General features: G+C 61.8%; 19 protein-coding genes. 13 read left to right on the top strand and 6 right to left on the bottom strand.

Annotation, left to right across the window (positions count from 1 at the left end; genetic code table 11):
• Positions 1–91 precede the first annotated feature (91 nt).
• Positions 92–802: a GntR family transcriptional regulator gene (locus tag B5E65_RS10365; RefSeq protein WP_158098567.1), complete on the bottom strand. Its 711-nt coding sequence runs from the start codon at positions 800–802 to the stop codon at positions 92–94.
• Between the two features lie 639 nt (positions 803–1441).
• A complete protein-coding gene (locus B5E65_RS10360) occupies positions 1442–1825 on the bottom strand; it encodes a (deoxy)nucleoside triphosphate pyrophosphohydrolase (protein WP_087171697.1) in 384 nt (127 codons plus the stop codon).
• A 132-nt stretch (positions 1826–1957) separates the two neighbouring features.
• On the opposite strand from B5E65_RS10360, the gene B5E65_RS10355 reads away from it, so the two are divergent.
• The 8 genes from B5E65_RS10355 to B5E65_RS10320 all read left to right on the top strand — a co-directional run bounded on the left by B5E65_RS10355 (position 1958) and on the right by B5E65_RS10320 (position 6366).
• On the top strand, positions 1958–2416 hold the full coding sequence (locus B5E65_RS10355) for a metallophosphoesterase family protein (RefSeq protein WP_087171696.1): 459 nt from the start codon (positions 1958–1960) through the stop codon (positions 2414–2416).
• Positions 2416–2922, top strand: coding sequence for a DUF6933 domain-containing protein (locus B5E65_RS10350; RefSeq protein ID WP_087171695.1), 507 nt, complete (start codon positions 2416–2418; stop codon positions 2920–2922). The genes B5E65_RS10355 and B5E65_RS10350 overlap by 1 nt, the downstream gene beginning before the upstream one ends.
• Before the next feature lie 139 nt (positions 2923–3061).
• On the top strand, positions 3062–3970 hold the full coding sequence (locus B5E65_RS10345; protein WP_087171694.1) for a helix-turn-helix transcriptional regulator: 909 nt from the start codon (positions 3062–3064) through the stop codon (positions 3968–3970).
• Between the two features lies 1 nt (position 3971).
• The gene (locus tag B5E65_RS10340; RefSeq protein WP_087171693.1) at positions 3972–4295 is read left to right on the top strand and encodes a TfoX/Sxy family protein; all 324 of its coding nucleotides are present in this window, start codon (positions 3972–3974) and stop codon (positions 4293–4295) included.
• 2 nt (positions 4296–4297) lie between these two features.
• Positions 4298–4939: a GyrI-like domain-containing protein gene (locus B5E65_RS10335; RefSeq protein WP_087171726.1), complete on the top strand. Its 642-nt coding sequence runs from the start codon at positions 4298–4300 to the stop codon at positions 4937–4939.
• Positions 4936–5487, top strand: a complete 552-nt coding sequence (locus B5E65_RS10330; protein ID WP_087171692.1) for a DUF3795 domain-containing protein — start codon at positions 4936–4938, stop codon at positions 5485–5487. The genes B5E65_RS10335 and B5E65_RS10330 overlap by 4 nt, the downstream gene beginning before the upstream one ends.
• Positions 5488–5494: 7 nt before the next feature.
• The gene (locus B5E65_RS10325) at positions 5495–5959 is read left to right on the top strand and encodes a YaiI/YqxD family protein (RefSeq protein ID WP_087171691.1); all 465 of its coding nucleotides are present in this window, start codon (positions 5495–5497) and stop codon (positions 5957–5959) included.
• Positions 5956–6366 (top strand): peptide deformylase, encoded by a 411-nt coding sequence (locus B5E65_RS10320; RefSeq protein WP_087171690.1) that lies wholly within the window; start codon positions 5956–5958, stop codon positions 6364–6366. Before B5E65_RS10325 ends, B5E65_RS10320 begins: the two co-directional genes overlap by 4 nt.
• 42 nt (positions 6367–6408) lie before the next feature.
• On the opposite strand, the gene B5E65_RS10315 is transcribed toward B5E65_RS10320, so the two are convergent.
• Entirely contained in the window at positions 6409–7167 is a 759-nt protein-coding gene (locus B5E65_RS10315) for a MerR family transcriptional regulator (protein ID WP_087171689.1), read from the bottom strand.
• 75 nt (positions 7168–7242) lie between these two features.
• Positions 7243–8019: a helix-turn-helix domain-containing protein gene (locus B5E65_RS10310; protein WP_087171688.1), complete on the bottom strand. Its 777-nt coding sequence runs from the start codon at positions 8017–8019 to the stop codon at positions 7243–7245.
• Positions 8020–8180: 161 nt separating this feature from the next.
• On the opposite strand from B5E65_RS10310, the gene B5E65_RS10305 reads away from it, so the two are divergent.
• From B5E65_RS10305 to B5E65_RS10290, 4 genes are all read left to right on the top strand, one after another.
• Entirely contained in the window at positions 8181–8879 is a 699-nt protein-coding gene (locus tag B5E65_RS10305) for a LytR/AlgR family response regulator transcription factor (RefSeq protein ID WP_087171687.1), read from the top strand.
• A 6-nt stretch (positions 8880–8885) separates the two neighbouring features.
• The gene (locus B5E65_RS10300; RefSeq protein WP_087171686.1) at positions 8886–9548 is read left to right on the top strand and encodes a sensor histidine kinase; all 663 of its coding nucleotides are present in this window, start codon (positions 8886–8888) and stop codon (positions 9546–9548) included.
• An 89-nt stretch (positions 9549–9637) separates the two neighbouring features.
• The gene (locus B5E65_RS10295) at positions 9638–11461 is read left to right on the top strand and encodes an ABC transporter ATP-binding protein (protein ID WP_087171685.1); all 1824 of its coding nucleotides are present in this window, start codon (positions 9638–9640) and stop codon (positions 11459–11461) included.
• Positions 11451–13328, top strand: a complete 1878-nt coding sequence (locus B5E65_RS10290) for an ABC transporter ATP-binding protein (RefSeq protein ID WP_087171684.1) — start codon at positions 11451–11453, stop codon at positions 13326–13328. The genes B5E65_RS10295 and B5E65_RS10290 overlap by 11 nt, the downstream gene beginning before the upstream one ends.
• Before the next feature lie 56 nt (positions 13329–13384).
• Here the strand turns inward: B5E65_RS10290 and B5E65_RS10285 are convergent, their stop codons facing one another.
• Both B5E65_RS10285 and B5E65_RS10280 read right to left on the bottom strand, forming a co-directional pair.
• Positions 13385–16168 carry an FAD-dependent oxidoreductase gene (locus tag B5E65_RS10285; RefSeq protein ID WP_087171683.1) on the bottom strand — a complete coding sequence of 928 codons (2784 nt, stop codon included), beginning with the start codon at positions 16166–16168 and terminating at the stop codon, positions 13385–13387.
• A 253-nt stretch (positions 16169–16421) separates the two neighbouring features.
• Complete coding sequence (locus tag B5E65_RS10280; RefSeq protein ID WP_087171682.1) at positions 16422–17816, bottom strand: alanine/glycine:cation symporter family protein; 1395 nt, start codon at positions 17814–17816, stop codon at positions 16422–16424.
• 127 nt (positions 17817–17943) lie between these two features.
• Between B5E65_RS10280 and B5E65_RS10275 the strand changes: the two genes are divergently transcribed.
• Positions 17944–18837, top strand: coding sequence for a LysR family transcriptional regulator (locus B5E65_RS10275; RefSeq protein WP_087171681.1), 894 nt, complete (start codon positions 17944–17946; stop codon positions 18835–18837).
• Positions 18838–18840 lie beyond the last annotated feature (3 nt).

Genomic DNA, 18840 nt, shown 5'->3' with positions numbered 1-18840 from the left:
CAACAAAACAAATTGTTATGTTGTCATGATAATATAGGCTAAAAAATATGGGTTCTTACCACATGTATTGTATGGAAACAACCCATTTTTATTATTTGCTGAGGGTAACATTCAGAACATACTTGTCGCCTCTATAAGTAGACTGGACATATTCGAACGGCTGGCCGTATGTATCGAGTGTTGTACGGGAAATGCAAAGGACTGGTGCGCCAGTCTTGATCTGCAGCAGTTTTGCATCCCCGGAGTTCGCAGCGCCAGCCTGAATGCTCTGCACAGCTTTGCTGCTCTCGCAGCCGTACTGTTCTTTTAGCAGCATATACAGCGATGTATTCAAATCTTCTGAGTCGATGCCCGCAAAGCGCGCGAAAGGCATGTGAACTTTTTCCACTGCCATAGGGATGCCATCCGCACATCGCAAACGAACAAAGAGATAAGCCTTTTGCGTTGGCTCAATCTGCAGCGCTTTCGCTACGACTTCTGATGGTGTGATCAGCGCCTTCTCCACAAGAATCGTAGAAGGAATGCGCCCCAACATCCGCATCTCATCACTGAACCCTTTGAGGTGATCCAGCTGCAAACCGGTCTTTGCGGAAGAAACAAAGCTGCCTTTTCCCTGAACCTTGTGAATCAGCCCCATTTGGGCCAATCCATCCAGCGCCTGCCGGACAGTGATTCGGCTGACTCCAAACAAGGTACCGATGGCCTCTTCCGTGGGCATTTGCTCTCCTTCGGAAAGTTGCCCGCTCTTGATCAGCTCCTGATAGTAGTTGATGATTTGTTGATAGCGTGTAACAGTTCTCAAAGCCAAGCCTCATCAGTCTCACTAGAATTATCTTGTCATGACAACATAATATATCTAAATCGTACATTTCGTCAAGTCATTTGAGACATATTTGTTGTTCTGCCGAATTCCACAGCGTCGTGTTATGCACTTTTCCCAATTGCATCTACGCAGCGCTTGGACTACCGTATCCACGCTATCTTCGGTATATATACGCCCGTGTAAAATCCAAATCGATAACCATGTAAAAAAGCCTAGGACTGCTTTTGCCAAGTTTATATATTAACTGAAATGTTACTATCGGAAAGCTAGAGTATCATGCTTCACTCGAATTATAAAAACCCAGTAAAAAACGCATACCCAACCATCATTTTCATCATATATTCCTTTTGACACCAAATCCGTCCTACACTAACCACTTTCTTGACCACCAATTGACCACCACGCATGAAAAAGCTCGCGAAGCCAGTTCTGAAAAGGCTTCGCGGGCTTTTTATATGGTTTTCAACTTTGTGCACAACCAACGAAAAATGGCTTCACAGCGCCGTTTGGCGTTGTGTGTCTGGGAACTCCGACCCGGAAGGCCGCTGGTTCGAATCCAGTCGGGCGCACCAAGCAAAGCCCCGCAGCACTTGCTGCGGGGCTTTGCTTTTTGTTTTCTCAGTACTCCCGGCGGAGTTTCTCCAATATCGTTTCGTCTGCCGGGCAGAACGCATACCGGTCAATCTCACCTACGGTGATCCACTGGATATCGTTGTGCTCCAGCTTTTGCGGCACGCCCTCCCGGATAGTGGCGTGGAAGAGGGTCAGGTGCACCGTCAGGTCGGGGTATTCGTGGGTGACCTCCATGAACACGTCGCCCACGTCCAGTGTGACGGCCAGTTCTTCCTGACACTCCCGGATCAGGGCCTGCTGCTTCGTCTCTCCCGGCTCTACCTTGCCGCCTACAAACTCCCATAAAAGTCCTCTGGCTTTATGGGCCGGGCGCTGGCAGATCATGAACTTATCTTTGTCCCAGATCAGGGCCGCTACCACTTCTACCATCCGCTCCAACCTCCTTTTTATACTTATTATAGGAGCAGGCGCCTCTTTCGGCAAGATATGGGCTGCGCTGCCGGCTGGTATATGCCGTGAAAACCCGGTATAATAAAGCCACATTATTGAAAGGAGCCTGCCATGAATCTGATTATTCTCTCCGACACCCACGGTCTGCTGCGTCCGGCCGTGCTGGAACTGCTGCAAGAGGCCGACGCCATTCTCCACGCCGGGGACATCAATTCCCAGGCGGTGGTGGACAAACTGGCTTCTTTTGCGCCGCTGTATGCGGTACGGGGCAACAACGACAAGGAATGGGCCGAATCCCTGCCCCGGGACCTGACCGTAACCCTTGAGGGCATACGGTTTTACATGGTTCACAACAAAAAAGACATTCCTGCCGATCTGAGCGGGGCGGATGTGGTGGTGTTCGGCCATTCCCACAAGTACAGCGAAGAACGGCGCGGGGGTATGCTGTGGCTCAATCCCGGCAGCTGCGGTCCGCGCCGGTTTCACCAGGAGATCACCCTGATACGGGCCGAAATATCCGGCAGGAACATCCGGGTGGAAAAAATCCTGATTCCCCACGAGGTGACCTGATGGAACTGGGCCTGACCTTTCCCCTGCAGCGGTTTCTGCATCAGAAGCCGCCGCCCTACGGGGCCGAAACCGACCGGCGCTTCTGCTGGGATCTGCATGTCATTAATCTGCGGGGGCGACCGTGCCTGCTGGCCGTGCACTGCCACAGCCGGTATACCTTTGTACGATTTGATGTGCCGCCCCTGCTCTGGGCCGATCTGCCGGGCCTGTTTCGCACCGGTCTGGCGGAGAGCCTGGCTGCCGCCGGATTTTCCTCCGATCAGACTCATACCTATCTGCAGGCAAGCGGCGCAGCCAGCCTGACCCGCACCCACGGGCGGCGGGAGGTGGCCTTTCTGAACCGCGCCTGGGAGGATGTGCTGGCGCTGGACACCTGCCTGGATACCGCCAGCACGGCGCAGCCCATGCTGGACTGGGCGGTCAATGCCCGCCCCAGCCGGTGCGTAGGATTTGAGGGACTGGCCCCCGCCGCCAGCCGGATTGGAACGTCGCTGCTTTTGAGATAGATCCGGCCGGACTGCCTCCGTCTCTGTGCAGCATGCCACAGGGCGGAGGCTTTTTGTTTCGTCTCTTCCGGAAACATGACAGACAGCTGTCCGGTTCCTGTGCTATAATACAGGCAAACCCAGGAAAGGCGGTGTGCGGATGAAGCTGGACCGGCTCATTGGGATTCTTTCCATCCTGCTCCAGCGGGAAAAGGTCACCGCGGTGGAACTGGCCGAACAGTTTGAGGTATCCCGCCGCACCATTCAGCGGGATGTTGACACCCTTTGCCGGGCAGGCATTCCTCTGACCACCGCGCAGGGGGCGGGCGGCGGCATCTCCCTGGTTGAGGGTTACCGGGTAGACCGAACCCTTCTCACCGCCCCGGAGATGCAGGCCATTCTGGCAGGTCTCCGCAGCCTGGACAGCGTCAGCGGCAGCCGCCGGTACGCCCAGCTGATGGAAAAGCTCTCCGCGGGATCCGGCACACTGGTGCCCGGCAGTTCCGACATGCTGATCGACCTTTCTTCCTGGTACAAGGACAGTCTTGCCCCCAAGATTGAACAGATTCAAAGTGCCATCCGGCTGCACCGCACCGTCCGATTTTTCTACTTTTCCCCGAAAGGGGAATCGGCGCGCGCGGTGGAACCCTGCTGTCTGGTCTTTCACTGGTCCGCCTGGTACCTGTGGGGGTGGTGCCGCACGCGGGCGGACTTCCGCCTGTTCAAGCTCAACCGCATGACGGAACTCACCGCCGGAGAGCCGTTTGAGCCCCGCGCCGCCCCTCTGCCCGATCTGGAACCGGAGCGGTTCTTCCCGGCAAGGTGCCGGATCACGGTACTCTTTGACCCGGCCTGCCGGTGGCGTTTGGTGGAGGAATACGGCACGGACCGTTTCACCCCGGAACCGGACGGCCGCCTGCGCTTTACCGGCGGTTTTCCTGACGCGGAGAGCGCACTCAGCTGGGTGCTCACCTTTGGAGAAGCCGCCGAACTGGTGGAGCCAAAAGAATTGCGCACACAGCTGCATCACCTGGCCCGGACACTGGCCAGCCGTTACGGGAGGAATTGACATGGCATCGCATCCGGATTTTGCAACCTACGCAGCCGACCAGCTGCGGGAAGCCGGCTGTATCCGCAGCCGGAAGATGTTCGGCGAATACGGCTTATTCTGCAACGGGGTGTTTTTTGGTGTGATCTGCGATGACCAGCTTTTTGTCAAGATCACGCCGCAGGGGGAAGCTGCGTTTCCCGGCCTGGCCAAGGCCCCACCCTACGAGGGCGCACGGGACTATTTTCTGGTGGAAGACGTGGATGACCGGGAAACGATGACGGAACTGGTACGCATCACCTGCGAGGCGCTGGCCGCGCACCCGCAGAAGAAAGGCAGGAAATGACCATGCCCTTTGACTACAAAAAAACATACAAAGATTTGTACATGCCGCCCAAAGCGCCGGGCATTGTCACCGTGCCCGCCATGAATTTTCTGGCGGTGCGTGGGAAAGGCGATCCTAACCAGACGGACGGCGCATACAAAGAAGCGCTGGAACTGCTGTATTCGGTGGCCTACACCATCAAGACGAGCAAACGGGGCAACCATCAGCCGGAGGGATACTTTGACTATGTAGTCCCGCCGCTGGAGGGCCTGTGGTGGCAGGAAGGCGTGCAGGGGGTGGACTACACCCGCAAGGAGGATTTCTGCTGGATCAGCCTGATCCGCCTGCCGGAGTTTGTGACCAAAGAGGTATTTGACCGGGCCATCCGGGAAGCCGCCGAAAAAAAGCAGCGGGATTTTTCCAGGGTAGAGTTCTTTTCCTGGGAGGAGGGGCTCTGCGTTCAGTGCCTGCACCTGGGTCCCTACGACGATGAGCCCGCCACCGTAGCAGCGATGGACGAGTATGCCCGCGCCCAGGGGTATCTGCCGGATTATGGAGAAACGCGGTTCCACCACGAGATTTATCTGAGCGATGTGCGCCGCTGCAAGCCGGAAAATCTGAAAACGGTCATCCGGCATCCGATCCGGAAGGAGAAGCTGCTATGAAAGGGTTTACGCGAACCTATACCGATTTCAGCCTGTGCGGTCTTGCCTGTCTGCTCTGCCCCATGCAGATGGGCGGCTACTGCCCGGGCTGTGGCGGCGGCGCCGGCAACCAGAGCTGCGTGATCGCCCGGTGCTCGCTGGAACAGGGCGGCTTTGCGTTCTGCAGCGACTGCGCCGCCTATCCCTGTGCCCGCTATGCGGAATTTGACGCGGCGGATTCCTTTGTGCCCCACAGCCGCCGGGCTGCCGATCTGGCCCGCGCCCGTGAAATGGGGCTGGACGCCTGGCGGGCCGATCTGCGGGAAAAGCGGGCCATTCTGGATGCGCTGCTGGCCCATTACAACGACGGCCGCCGCAAAACTCTTTACTGCGCGGCGGCATACCTGCTGGATACAGGCGCGCTGCGCCGGGTAATGGATGCCCTGACCGCCCAGGACACCCCCGCCGATGTACCGGTCAAGGCAAAGGCCCAGGCCGCGGCCACCCTGCTGCAGGCGGAAGCCGACCGGGCAGGCATCAGCCTGAAGCTGAACAAAAAGAAAGGATAATCCGGCCATGCCCACTGTACTGATTGACGCGGACGGCTGCCCTGTGGTAGGCCTGACCATCCGCGCCTGCAAAGGCCGCGGTATACCGGTGCGTATCCTTTGCGACACCGCCCACCGCATCCAGCGGGAGGGGGCCGAAACGCTGGTGTTCGACAAGGGGGCCGACAGCGTGGACTTTGCCCTGGTCAACCGGGTTTGCCCCGGAGATATTGTGGTGACCCAGGACTACGGTCTGGCCAGTATGTGCCTGGCACGCCGGGCCCGGGTGCTGAACCAGAACGGCCTGGAATACACAGCCGACAACATCGACGCGCTGCTGGAACGCCGGTGGCAGAACAAAAAGCTGCTTCGCGCCGGCAAGCATCCCAAAGGGCCCGCCAAGCGCACAAAAGAGCAGGACACCGCCTTTGTTCTGGCGCTGGAACAGCTGCTGGACGCCCCTTATTCCTCATCAAAAGGAGACACACCATGATCCGAGACATCTGCAAAGATGTGCTGTTTCTGGCACGTAAGTCCGAACCCGCCACCCCGGAGGATCTGCCGGTGGCCGCTGATCTGCTGGAAACATTGGAAGCCCACGCGGACGGCTGCGTGGGCATGGCCGCGAATATGATCGGCGTAGCCAAACGCATCATCGCCTTTGACGACGAGGGTACCTACCGGGTGCTGTTCAACCCGGAGATCGTCAAGAAAAGCGGCCCCTACGAAACAGAGGAAGGCTGCCTGTCCCTGACCGGTACCCGCAAAACAAAGCGCTGGAAGGCCATCAAGGTACAGTACCAGGATGAGCAGTTCCGGGTGCGGTTCAAAACCTGGACCGGCTGGTCCGCCCAGATCATCCAGCATGAAATCGACCACTGTGAGGGGATTCTGATATGACAAAAAGCCCGCGGAACCTTTGGCTCCGCGGGCTTTCCCCTATTATTTTGCCCAGCAGTCCACCGCATCCCGCAGAAACTGTGCGCAGCCGGGCACAGCCCGGTCGTAGTAGGCGGTGAACCGCTCGTCCAGCACATACAGCTGGGCGATGCCCCGGTGTTTTGCGGGCGTCAGGTCTTTTACCGTCACCGCCAGCCAGCGGCGGTGCAGTTCATACAATGCCTTTCCCTCCTCGCTGTCGGGGCTAAGGCCGGCGGTCACGGCAGCTTCCAGACGGCGGCGAAGCTCCGCGTCCAGTTCGTTCCAGGCGTCGTACTGCTCCCGGCTCAGCCCCATCACGCTGGCGTTGGCGGCGTCCACCGCTCCGTCCCCGTATTTTGCCCGGGCTTCTTTGCCGTGGGCGGCTTCGTTGTCCGCCACCAGTTTTTCCTTAAAGGCGGCGAATTTCTTCTCGTCCTCCATGGTTTCCTTCCTTTCCTCGCAGCCGATGGTCTCCTCCACCGACCGGATCAGCGTTTCCAGCCGCGTTTTCTGCGCCTGCAAAGCAGCCAAATGTTCCCGCAGCGCGGCCAGGCGGTCAAAGGAGGGCATGTCCAGACATTCCTTGATGCGGGCCAGCTCCACCCCGAGGGCCCGGTAGTACAGAATATCCTGCAGCCGGTCCACCTGGGCCGGGCCGTAGTAGCGGTAGCCGCTTTCCGCCACCCGGCCGGGCTTGAGCAGACCGATCTCGTCGTACCAGCGCAGGGTGCGGGTGGACACCCCCGACAGGCGCGACAGTTCCCGGATGGAATATTCCATTCTGTTCCCTCCTTTCCGCGTTTTCAGTGTACCAGTTGACGGTACGGCAGAGTCAAGGGGTCAGACGAAATTTTTTCAGCCCGGGTCATAGGTGGCCAGCGCCCCGCTGAGCCGGGGGATCCAGCCCGGGCCGTCGTACCCCTCGCTGGGGGCGTAAATTTCCATCCACTCCACCTTGCCGTCGCGCCATGTGCCCTGGCAGGTAAACAGGTAGGTCAGCTCATCCTGCCACACCGTCAGTTCCATTTCGGTAAACAGGAACATATCATCCAGCCGGGTTCTGCCAAAATCAGCCCGTGCATCCCGGATCACCACCCCCTGTTCCCGCAGTTCGGTCAGGGTATCATACAGACCATCGGCGCGGGCGATATACCGCTCGATCCCGTCCTCGTCGTAGTTCTCCAGCGCCTGGGCGGCGTTGCGGGCGCACAGCCAGGCGGGGATACACCGCCAGGCAAACCCGTTGCCGAACAGCAGCCCGTTCAATGTGGGCAGCACCAGAACCGCCGCCAGGCAGACCCCCAGCACCGCCAGCAGGAACCGTTTGATCAGGGCCTTGCCCCGGCGGCGCATCTCCTGTTCCGAATAGCGGATCGTCTGTTTCACGGCGCTGTCCACCGCGTCCGGCTGGGGGGCGGCGGGGGCGCGTCCCCCGGCGATCAGTTCCAGAATCGTCACATCCAGTTCCCGGGCCAGGGGTTCCAGGGTGGCAATGTCCGGGGCGCACAGGCCCCGTTCCCACTTGCTGACCGCCCGGTCGGTCACGTGCAGGCGCTGGGCCAGCTGCTGCTGGGTCAGCCGTTTTTGTTTGCGGCGTTCCCGGATCAGGGCGCCGGTTTTCTGGTTGTCCATCCTGGGTTCATCCTTTCCTGGTTTCGGTGCTTCCAGTATACTCCAACCCGGCCCAAAAAGCACCCAACCGCCGGTTGAGTTTTCCGCTTGCCGCGTTTTGCCGGGCGGTGTATACTAGCAAACAGAGTATATGCCGCCCGCCGGCACAAAGGAGGCCCACCGTGAATCTTTGTCTTGCCATCTGTGACGACTGCGCCGCCGACCGGGACTACCTGGCCGGGCTGGTGCGCCGCTGGGCCGCCGGCCGGGGCCATGGGGTGCAGCTGGCGCTGTACCCCTCGGCGGAGAGTTTTCTGTTCCAGTACGCGGAGGATAAGCGGGTGCAGATTTTGCTGCTGGACATCGAGATGGGCAAAATGGACGGGGTGACCATGGCCCGCACCCTGCGGCGGGACAACGACGGGGTGCAGATCGTGTTCATCACCGGGTACTCCGACTATATCGCCGACGGCTACGAGGTGGAGGCACTGCACTACCTGATGAAGCCGGTGGACGAGGACAAGCTGTTCGCCGTACTGGACCGGGCGGCGGAGAAGCTGCGCCGCAACGAAAAGGTGCTGACCCTGGAACTGGCCGGGGAGCTGGTGCGGCTGCCGGTGTATCAAATTCGCTGCGCCGAGGTGCAGGGCAACTATGTGACCATCCACGCCCGGGCAGACTACACCGTCAAGATGACCCTGAGCGAACTGGAAAGCCAGCTGGACGAGAACTTTTTCCGGCTGGGGCGGTCGGCGCTGGTGAACCTGGGCAGCGTGGCCCGGGTGACCCGCACGGCGGTGACCCTGGCCGACGGCAGCACCCTGCCGCTGCCCCGGGGCGCCTATGAGCGGATCAACCGGGCGATCATTCAAAGGGGGTAACGGGATATGGGATGGTTTTCCCGGCGCATTGACCGGCAGCTGGCCGCCTACCAGCGGGAACTGATCGACACCCACTACCGGGAAGTGGAAAACATGTACCGGCAGATCCGGGGCTGGCGGCACGACTACCGCAACCACATCCAGGTGATGAAGGCGCTGGCCGCAAACGGCGACCTGGACGGGCTGAAAGCCTATCTGGATGAACTGGACACCGACCTGAACACGGTGGACACGGTGATCAAGACCGGCAACGCCATGGCGGACGCGATTCTGAACAGCAAAATCAGCCTGGCCCGATCCCGGAACATCCCGGTGCAGGCGGACGCCCACATCCCGGTGCAGCTGCGGATGTCGGAACTGGACCTGTGCGTGATTCTGGGCAACCTGTTCGACAACGCCATCGAGGCCAGTCTGGCGCTGCCGGAGGGCCAGCGGATGATCCGCGTGTACATGGACATGAAGGGCACCCAGCTGTACATCAGCTTTACCAACTTTACAGCCAGCCGCAAACAGGCCCGGGTCGGGCGGCTGTTCCCCACCACCAAGGGGGAGGGCCACGGTTTCGGGCTGGTGCGCATCGACCAGATCATCGACCGCCTGGACGGGTATCTGAGCCGCAACAGCGAGGACGGCGCCTTTACCACCGAAATCCTGATCCCGCAGGTATAATGCAGTTCGTCCCCCGCAGACCGCCATTCATCCCCGGAAACCGCCGGGGATTTTTTCTTGTGCTAGAGTAGAGGCAAGAGGTGAAAGCAATGGAACAAACCAAAAAGCCGCGGTATTCCACGCGGCAGAACCTGGGCTTCATGCTGGGGCTTGCCTGGCAGGAGGCCAAAAGCATCCCCTTCTACTGTATCGGCATCGCCGCGGCCACGGCGGGCGGCACCACCGCCCAGCTGCTGCTGGCCCCGCTGGTGCTGCAAAAGGTGGAGAACCGCGCCCCCCTGACCGCTCTGGCCGGTACCATCCTGCTGTTCAGTGCAGTGCTGTTTGTGCTGTACGGGCTGCGGTCCTATCTGTTTTTTAACGCCATGTACGGCCGGATCACCGTGCGGATGCAGCTGCTGCGGATGACCATGGACAAGATCGCCGGCACCTCCTTTGTGAACACGCTGGACTCCACCTTTCTCAAACGGCTGGAACGGGCGGCCAACTCCTGCACCGATAATTCCGAAACCGCCGAAGCGATCTGGACCACCCTGACCGACCTGCTGGCCAGCCTGCTGGGGTTTGCCGTGTATCTGGCGCTGCTGTCCGGGCTGCACCCGGCGCTGCTGGCGGTGGTGATCGCCACCACGACGGCGGGCTGGCTGGTGCGGCGGCGCACCGCCCGGTGGGTCTACGACCACCGGGACGAACAGGAGCGCTACATGGGCCAGATCCACTATCTGCGCACCACCGTCACCGGCCGGCCCTTTGCCAAGGATCTGCGCATCTTTGGCCTGCGGAGCTGGATGGACGAGGTGTGGGAACGGCTGATGCGGCTGTACCGGGATTACCTGAACCGGCTGGAGCGGCACCTGCTGTGGAACGATGTGGCCGACCTGGCGCTGACCTTTGCCCGGGATGGCATCGCCTACGCCTACCTGATCGCGCTGGCGCTGCGCCAGGGGATGCCTGCCTCCCAGTTTCTGCTCTACTTCACCGCGGTGAGCGGTTTTACCCAGTGGGTGGGCGGCATTTTGGAAAAGAGCGCCGAACTGCACCGGCAGTCATTGGAGCTGTCCCAGCTGCGGGAGGTACTGGACTGGCCGGAGCCCTTCCGGCTGACCGGGGGCACACCGGTGCCCCGCACCCCGGGGATGGACTGCGAAATCAAGCTGGAACAGGTAAGCTACCGGTATCCCGGGGCAGAAAAAGACACCCTGCACCGCATCGACCTGACCATCCATGCCGGGGAGAAGCTGGCCATCGTGGGGCTGAACGGCGCGGGCAAGACCACCCTGGTGCGGCTGGTCTGCGGCTTTCTGGACCCCACCGAGGGGCGGGTGCTGTTCAACGGGCAGGATGTACGCCAGCTGAACCGGCAGGACTACTACGCTCTGTTCTCGGCGGTATTCCAGGACTTTTCCCTGCTGGAGGCCAGCGTGGCGGAGAACGTGGCCCAATGCACCGAGGGCATCGACACCGATCGGGTATGGCAGTGCCTGGCCCAGGCGGGGCTGACCGAAGCCGTCCGGGCGCTGCCCGGCGAGCTGGACACCAAATTGGGCCGAAAGGTGTACGAGGACGGGGTGGAACTGTCCGGCGGGCAGACCCAGCGGCTGATGCTGGCCCGGGCCCTGTACAAGGACGGCCCCATCCTGGCCCTGGATGAGCCCACCGCCGCGCTGGACCCCCTGGCGGAGGACGATATCTACCGCAAATACAACGAGATGACCGCCGGGCGCACCTCGCTGTTTATCAGCCACCGGCTGGCGTCCACCCGGTTCTGTGACCGGATTCTGTTTTTGGAGGATGGCCGCATTGCCGAGCAGGGTACCCACGAGGAACTGCTGGCCCGGGGCGGCGGCTATGCTAAACTGTTCCAGGTGCAGAGCCGCTATTATCAGGAGGGAGGCGAGGCAGATGGCGAGTAAAGCAGAAAACGCCTGCAGTTACCGGGAGGCCTGGCGGCTGAACTGGCGAACCTGGCGGATCTGTATGCGCCGCAGGCCGGGCTATTTTGTCTCCGCGGCGCTGAGCGCGGCCGGGCAGGCGCTGGCCCCCTATGTGACCATCTGGCTGTCCGCCCGGGTCATCGCGGAGCTGGCCGGCGGACGGGACCCGGGACAGCTGGCCTTCTGGGCGGCGCTGACGGTAGGACTGACGGCGGTGATGGCACTGGCCAACGGGCTGCTGAAACGCTGGGCCAAGTATGAGGAAAACGCGCTGACCGTACAGAAACACAAGCTGCTGATGGACAAGATGGCCGCGCTGGACTATGCCGACTGCGACCGGCAGGAGGTGCAGGACCTGTACAGCCAGATAAAGCAGAACGACAACTGGAGCGGCTATGGTATACACCGCGCGGTGCAATGTTATATCGAGTTCTGCCAGGCGGCGGTGCAGGTACTGGCCGGGGTAGGCTTTACCCTGACTTTGTTCTTTACCAACGTGCCGGCGCACAGCCCGCTGGCCGTGCTGAACAGCCCGCTGTGCATGGCGGGGGTGCTGGCCGCCATGGTAATGACGGTGCTGCTTTCCAGCGCCTGCGGCAGTCGGGCCGACCTGCTGCTGAGCCAGCAGGCCGCCACCATGCGGGAGGGCAACCGGTATTTCAGCTTTTTTGGCTTCATGGCGATCGAGCTGCCCCGCGCCGCCGATCTGCGCATCTACCGCCAACAGGAAAACGTCTGCCGCCGCTATATGCGGGAGCACGGCTTCACCCCCCGCTCCCCCATCGCCCGGCTGTCCCGGGGTCGGATGGGGCTGCTGCAGGGGCTGTCCCAGGCGCTTTCGGCGCTGCTTACCGGGGTGGTATACTTGTATGTCTGCCTGAAAGCCTGGGCCGGAGCCTTCGATGTGGGGGCCGTGACCCAGTATGTGGGGGCCGCCACCCAGCTGTTCGGCGGCATTTCGCTGGCGCTGCAGACGCTGAGCTACATCCGGGCCAACGGGGTGTTCCTGCGGCTGACCTTTGAGCTTCTGGACCTGCCCAACCCCATGTACCAGGGCAGCCTGACCACCGAAAAACGGTCTGACCGGCAGTATCAGGTGGAGTTCCGGGATGTGTCCTTCCGGTATCCGGGCAGCGATGCCTGGGCGCTGCGGCATGTGAACGTGGCCTTCCGGGTGGGCAGCCGCCTGGCGGTGGTGGGCCCCAACGGCAGCGGCAAGACCACCTTTATCAAGCTGCTCTGCCGCCTGTACGACCCCACCGAGGGCACCATCCTGCTCAACGGCATCGACATCCGCAAATACCGGTATGACGATTACATCGCCCTGTTCTCGGTGGTGTTCCAGGACTTCCAGCTGCCCTCCCTGCCGCTGGGCGAGAACGTGGCCGGGGCCACGGACTACGACCGGGAAAAGGCCGCCCGCTGCCTGGCTGACGCAGGGCTGACGCTGCCCTCGGACAAACTGCCCCAGGGGCTGGACACCTGGCTGTACAAGGACATGGAGGAAGGGGTGAACCTGTCCGGCGGCGAGGCCCAGAAGGTGGCCATCGCCCGGGCCCTGTACAAGGACGCGCCTTTCCTGATTCTGGACGAGCCCACCGCCGCCCTGGACCCGATCGCGGAGGCGGAGATCTACGAAAAGTTCGACGCCATTGCCGGGGATCACACCGCTGTGTATATCAGCCACCGGCTGTCCAGCTGCAAATTCTGCGACACCATCGCGGTGTTTGACCAGGGGGCCATCGTGCAGACCGGCAGCCACGCCGATCTGGTGGCGGACGCAACCGGCCTGTACCACCGGCTGTGGCAGGCCCAGGCCCAGTATTACACCAAGCCCGCCGAATGACAAAAAACCGCCCGCGCTCAGCTGAGCGCGGGCGGTTTTTGCTTACTTGGAAAGGATCAGGCCAGGAAGTCCTTCAAAGAGCGGTGTTCCTCCATGGCGGTGATGGCGTCGGCCATGCCGGACACATCCCCCACCAGGTTCACGCCGCACAGCTTGCCCTCGGCAAAGTAGTAGCGGGCCAGGTGGCCGCGGGCGTCGTCCCGCAGTTCCAGGGTGCGGTAATGGGTATCCGGCCGCTTGCCCGGATCGCCCAGGGAGAACAGCTCGGTGCCCATGCCGTGGAAGGACAGGATGGGCTGCTCGGCGGTGTAGGTGACCGCGTCGCCCGCCGCACGGGCGCCCGCCACCTTGCCCTGGGCCTGAGCTTCGGGCCACAGCGCGTAGTTGATGCCGTTCAGCTGGGCGCAGTCACCGCAGGCAAACACGCCGGGCAGGTTGGTCTCCATGCCCTCGTTCACCACGATGGCACGGTCCACTGTCACACCGGCGGCCTGGGCAATGGCGGTGTTGGCCCGCACGCCGCAGGACACCACCACCAGCTGGGCCGGGATCACTTCCCCGCTGCCCAGCCGCACGCCGGTGACCCGGGTATCGCCCTCCAGGGCGGTGATCTGCACGCCCAGTTCCACCCGCACGCCAAAGTCGGCGCACTTGGCCAGCAACAGCTTGGCGGAGGCGTCATCCAGCTGACGGCCCATCAGGGTGGGGGCCAGTTCCAGCACCGTGACCTCGCAGCCATTGCGGCGCAGCTCGGAGGCAGCCTCCAGGCCCAGCACGCCGCCGCCGATCACCACCGCCTGTTTCAGCGGAGAGATGGCCTGCACCCGGCGCACATCGTCCAGGCGGCGGATGGCGATCACGCCCTCCCGCTCATGGCCGGGGATGGGCGGCACAAAGCACTCGCTGCCCAGTGCAAAGATCAGCTTGGTATAGCCCACCGTTTCGCCGCCGTCCAGCACCACGGTGCGGTTCCCGGCATCCACGCGCTCCACCTGCCGGTGCAGCATCTGGGTGATGTTCCGGCTGTCGTACCAGCCCTGGGGATGCAGGGCCATCTGGTCCTCGTCCAGCCCGGAGAACATGGCCTTGGTCAGCATGGGCCGCTGGTAGGCGGGCCCCTCGTTGGAGATCAGGATAATCTTACCGGTGGTGTCCCGTTCCCGGATGGCCTCGGCGGCGTTCACGCCGGCGCAGCCGTTGCCCAGGATCACATAGGTGTTCTGGCTGTCGTGCCGGTAGGAGACGGTCTCCTGCTCCACCTCCACGAACTTGTCCCGGCCCACGCCGCACACCGGGCAGGTATCCAGCGAAGAGTCAAAGATCTCGCCGCAGACCAGGCACTTGACCAGCTTGCGGGGGCCGCCGGAGGAAGCGGCAGGCTTTTCCACCGGCTTTACCGGCTCGTAGTAGTTGGGGCCTACGCCGCACACCGGGCAGCGGGGCTTGTCGCCGTCAAAGATGGCCCCGCAGACGGTGCAGCGCACCTGCTCGGGCGCCTTGGGTTCCGGAGCAGCCTCGGTGGCAGGCACAAAGTGGCTGGCGTCCATCTTGCAGACCGGGCAGATCTCCACCCCTTTGTCAAACACCGCGCCGCAGATGGTGCAGCGCACCTTTTCCTTGGGGGCACGCTGAACCGGGCGCAGGTCCGCCAGCAGGGCCCGGCCAAAGGCCGCGCCGTATTCCCGGGCTTCCGCCAGCTGGTCCTCGTTGGGCTTGAACCGCACACGCAGCGGGTCCACCAGACGCAGCTTCAGCTGGCCCAGACGTTCCATGATATGGGGCACGCCCTCGCCGCTCCAGCCGTAGCTGCCGAAAGCACTGGCCAGCTTGCCGCCGTGGGTGGCGGCGAACATGCCGGTGGTCAGGTCCCAGATGGGTTTCAGCGCCTCGCCCACGATGGTGGGGGTGCCCAGCAGGAAGCCGTCCGCATAGAGCAGTTCCTCGGCTACCTTTCCGGCGTCGGCGGTGACCATGTCGTAGCTGCGCACGTCGATCTCCCCGGCGCTGCGGATGCCCTCGGCAATAGCTTCGGCCAGGCGGCCGGTGTAGCCGTAGGCACTCACGTACGGGATGATCACGGTGGGCCGGGGGTTGGGATTGATCACGGTGGACCATTCCTCATAGGTGTCCAGCATCCAGTCGATGCCGGTATCCAGCACCGGACCGTGGCCGGGGCAGATCATCGCCACATCCAGGGTGCGCACCCGGCGCAGCGCGTCCAGCATGAAGGACTTGAAGGGCCCGATGATGCAGTCAAAGTAGTATTTGGTGGCCCGCAGATAGCCGTCCCGGTCGGTGACCTTGCTGGCCAGGATGTCCGGGCAGGCATAGTGGGAGCCGAAGGAGTCACAGGTCACCAGCACCTTGTCCTCCCGGATATAGGTGTACATGGTGTCGGGCCAGTGCAGGTTGGGCACCACCATGAACTCCAGGGTCTTGTCGTCCAGGGTCAGGGTCTGGCCGTCCCGGATGGCGATGGAGTAGAAATCCCGGTTGACGATCTCTTTTAAAAAGTTGATGGCGCAGCCGGTGGCCACGATCTTGATGCGGGGGTTCAGTTCCAGCAGCTTTTCCACGCTGCCGCTGTGGTCCGGCTCGGTGTGGCTGACCACCAGATAGTCCACCTGCTCAAGGGGGGTGATGGCCTGTACCTTTTCCAGCCAGCTGTCCAGACACTTGACCTTGGCGGTCTCGAACAGCACGGTGTGGTTCGCCGTTTTGAGCACATAGGAGTTGTAGGTGGTGCCGAACTCGGTGTACATGATCACGTCAAAGACCCGCAGATCCGGGTCCAGCGCGCCGGTAAAGTAAAAACCGGGCTTGAGCTGCAAAAGTTCCATGGTCATTCTCCTTTTTCTGGCCGCTTTTGGGGGCGTCCGGGCTTGCGGGCCAACGGCCCTTTCTGCTTTGAGTATACCCCGCCGGCGTGCGGCCGTCAATGAAAAAAGCCGTCGGCAATGCCCGCTGCGCCTGTCGGGTGCTGAGGCCATTATACGGGCTCTTTTCCGGCCCGTCGGTTGCGGCGGCAACGGTTGCCAAACGGCACAAAAAAACGGGGCTGCCCCGTGCAGAACGGGCGGGCCCCGGCGGAGGTTATTCCTTGGTTTTGTACAGGTGGTTCTGCTCGTAATCCCGCAGGGATGCCAGCGCCTGGGGCGCCAGCGGGATCAGGGCGATCATGTTGAAGATGGTCATCAGACCGATGCCCACATCCCCCAGATCCCACACGAACTGGTAGGCCGCCAGCCCGCCGATGAACAGCATCGCCAGCGCCACCAGCTTGTACAGCGTCTGGGACAGCCAGTTGTCCCCGAACAGGTAGGCCACGTTGGAGCGGGCATAGAACAGCACCCCCAGAAAGGTGGAGAAGCTGAACAACCACAGGATCACCGCAATGAATACCACGCCGAATTCCCCCAGGTGGTAGCGCATGGCCTCCTGCAGCAGGTCCATGCCCTCCAACCCGGCGGTCAGGCTTTCGGGGGTGAGCAGCATGATCATAGCCGAGCAGCTGCAGATCACCACCGTGTCGATGAATACACCCAGCGCCTGCAGCAGACCTGCCTTGGCCGGGTGGCTCACATCGGCGGCCGCCGCGGCGCAGGGGGCCGAGCCGGAACCCGCCTCGTTGGAGAACAGCCCCCGCTTGGCGCCGTTCATGATCACCGCGCCCAGGCCGCCGCCCACCGCCTGCCGCAGTCCGAAGGCTTCGGAGAAGATGCGGGCAAACACACCGGGCAGCTGGCTGGCGTTCATTATAATCAGCACAAGGGTCAGAAAGAAGTAACAAGCCGCCATCACCGGCACCACAATGTCCAGCACCCGCACGGTGGCGTTTTTGCGCAGCACCACCACCGCGGCCACCGCCACCAGCGCAATGGTGGACCAGAGCGGCGGAATATGGAACGCATTCTCAAAAGAGGAAGAGATGGAGTTGCCGATCACCTGGCTGATACCGCACCAGCACACAAGGCCGGATATGGCAAACAGCACCGCAAACAGAGAGTAACGCCGCTTTTTCCTGCCGGCAAACAGCCGGTGCAGGTAGTAGGCAGGGCCGCCCCGCCAGCCGCCGTACAGGGGATCTTTTTCCTTATAGATCTGGGCCAGGGTCGCCTCGACAAAGGCGGTGGAGGAGCCCACCAGCGCGATGAGCCACATCCAGAACACCGCCCCCGCGCCGCCGGCGGAGATGGCCGCCACCACACCCACCAGGTTGCCCATGCCCACCCGGCAGGCCGTGGATACGATCAGCGCCTGCAGGCCGGAGATGCCCTGCCGTTCCTGGTCGCTGCCCTTGTCCCGGGTGACCCGCACCATTTCAGGGAAAAGCCGGAACGGCAGAAAACGGGTACGCACCGTAAAGTAGAGCCCCGCGGGGATCAGGATCAGCACCAGCAGGCTCAGCACCAGGCTGCTGCCCCCCGGCAGCGGGATCTGCACCAGATCCCCCCACAGCAGATTGTAAATTGCCCTGAACAGCGCCATCGTCCCGCGTCCTCCCATTTTGGTTGTTGCATTTCACTTTGAAACAGTGTACCATTGAATTATTGTTTTGTAAAACGAAAGCTTTTTATTGATTCATTTACTTTTTTTAATGGAAAAGAGGCAGGGTATGGAGGTTCGCACGGCGGTCACCTTTCTGCGGGTGGCGGAGCTGCAAAGTTTTTCCCGGGCCGCGCAGCAGCTGGGCTATTCCCAGGCGGCGGTCACGGTACAGATCAAGCAGCTGGAACAGGAACTGGGCACCCAGCTGTTCGAGCGGATCGGGCGGCGCACCAAGCTCACCGAGCACGGGGCGCAGTTTGTGCCCCGCGCCATGGAACTGGTGGAAGCAGCCCGGAAAGCGGAGAATTTTTTGCAGGACCAGGGCCGGGCAGCGGGCAGCCTGCGGATCGGCACGGCGGAGTCCCTGTTCATGAGCACGCTGGTTCCTCTGCTGCCGGAATTTCACCGGCTGTGCCCGCTGGTGGAGACCAGTGTGCATACCGGGCGGATTGCGGATCTGTTTGACATGGTGCGCCAGAATGACGTGGACCTGCTCTTCTTTCTGGACAAAAAGACCGATTTCCCCGAATGGATCAAGGTACTGGAACGGCCCGAGCCCATCGTGTTTGCCGCCCCGGCAGACCATCCGCTGGCCGGGCGGCGGCGAATCCCCCTCAAACGGGTACTTGCCGAGCCCTTTCTGCTTACCGAAAAAGGGGTCAGCTACCGGTATGACCTGGAGCAGATTCTGGCCGCCCGCGGGCTGGCAATCCATCCCTTTCTGGAAACCGGCAACACCGATGTGATTGCCGAGCTGCTCTGCCGCCGGGGCGGGGTGTCTTTCCTGCCCCGGTATGTGGTACAGTCCCGTCTGGAGGCGGGCAGCCTGGTCTGCCTGGACGTGGATTGCCCCAAGGTACAGATGTGGAGCCAGCTTGTCTATCATAAAAATAAATGGGTCACCCCGCAGATGCGCACCTTTATCGGATTGCTGCAACAGGCGGTAAGCCCCCATCCGTGATAA

Source organism: Gemmiger sp. An120, from assembly GCF_002160955.1.
GTDB lineage: Bacteria > Bacillota > Clostridia > Oscillospirales > Ruminococcaceae > Gemmiger_A > Gemmiger_A avium.
This window is presented reverse-complemented; position numbering and strand designations above follow the sequence as displayed.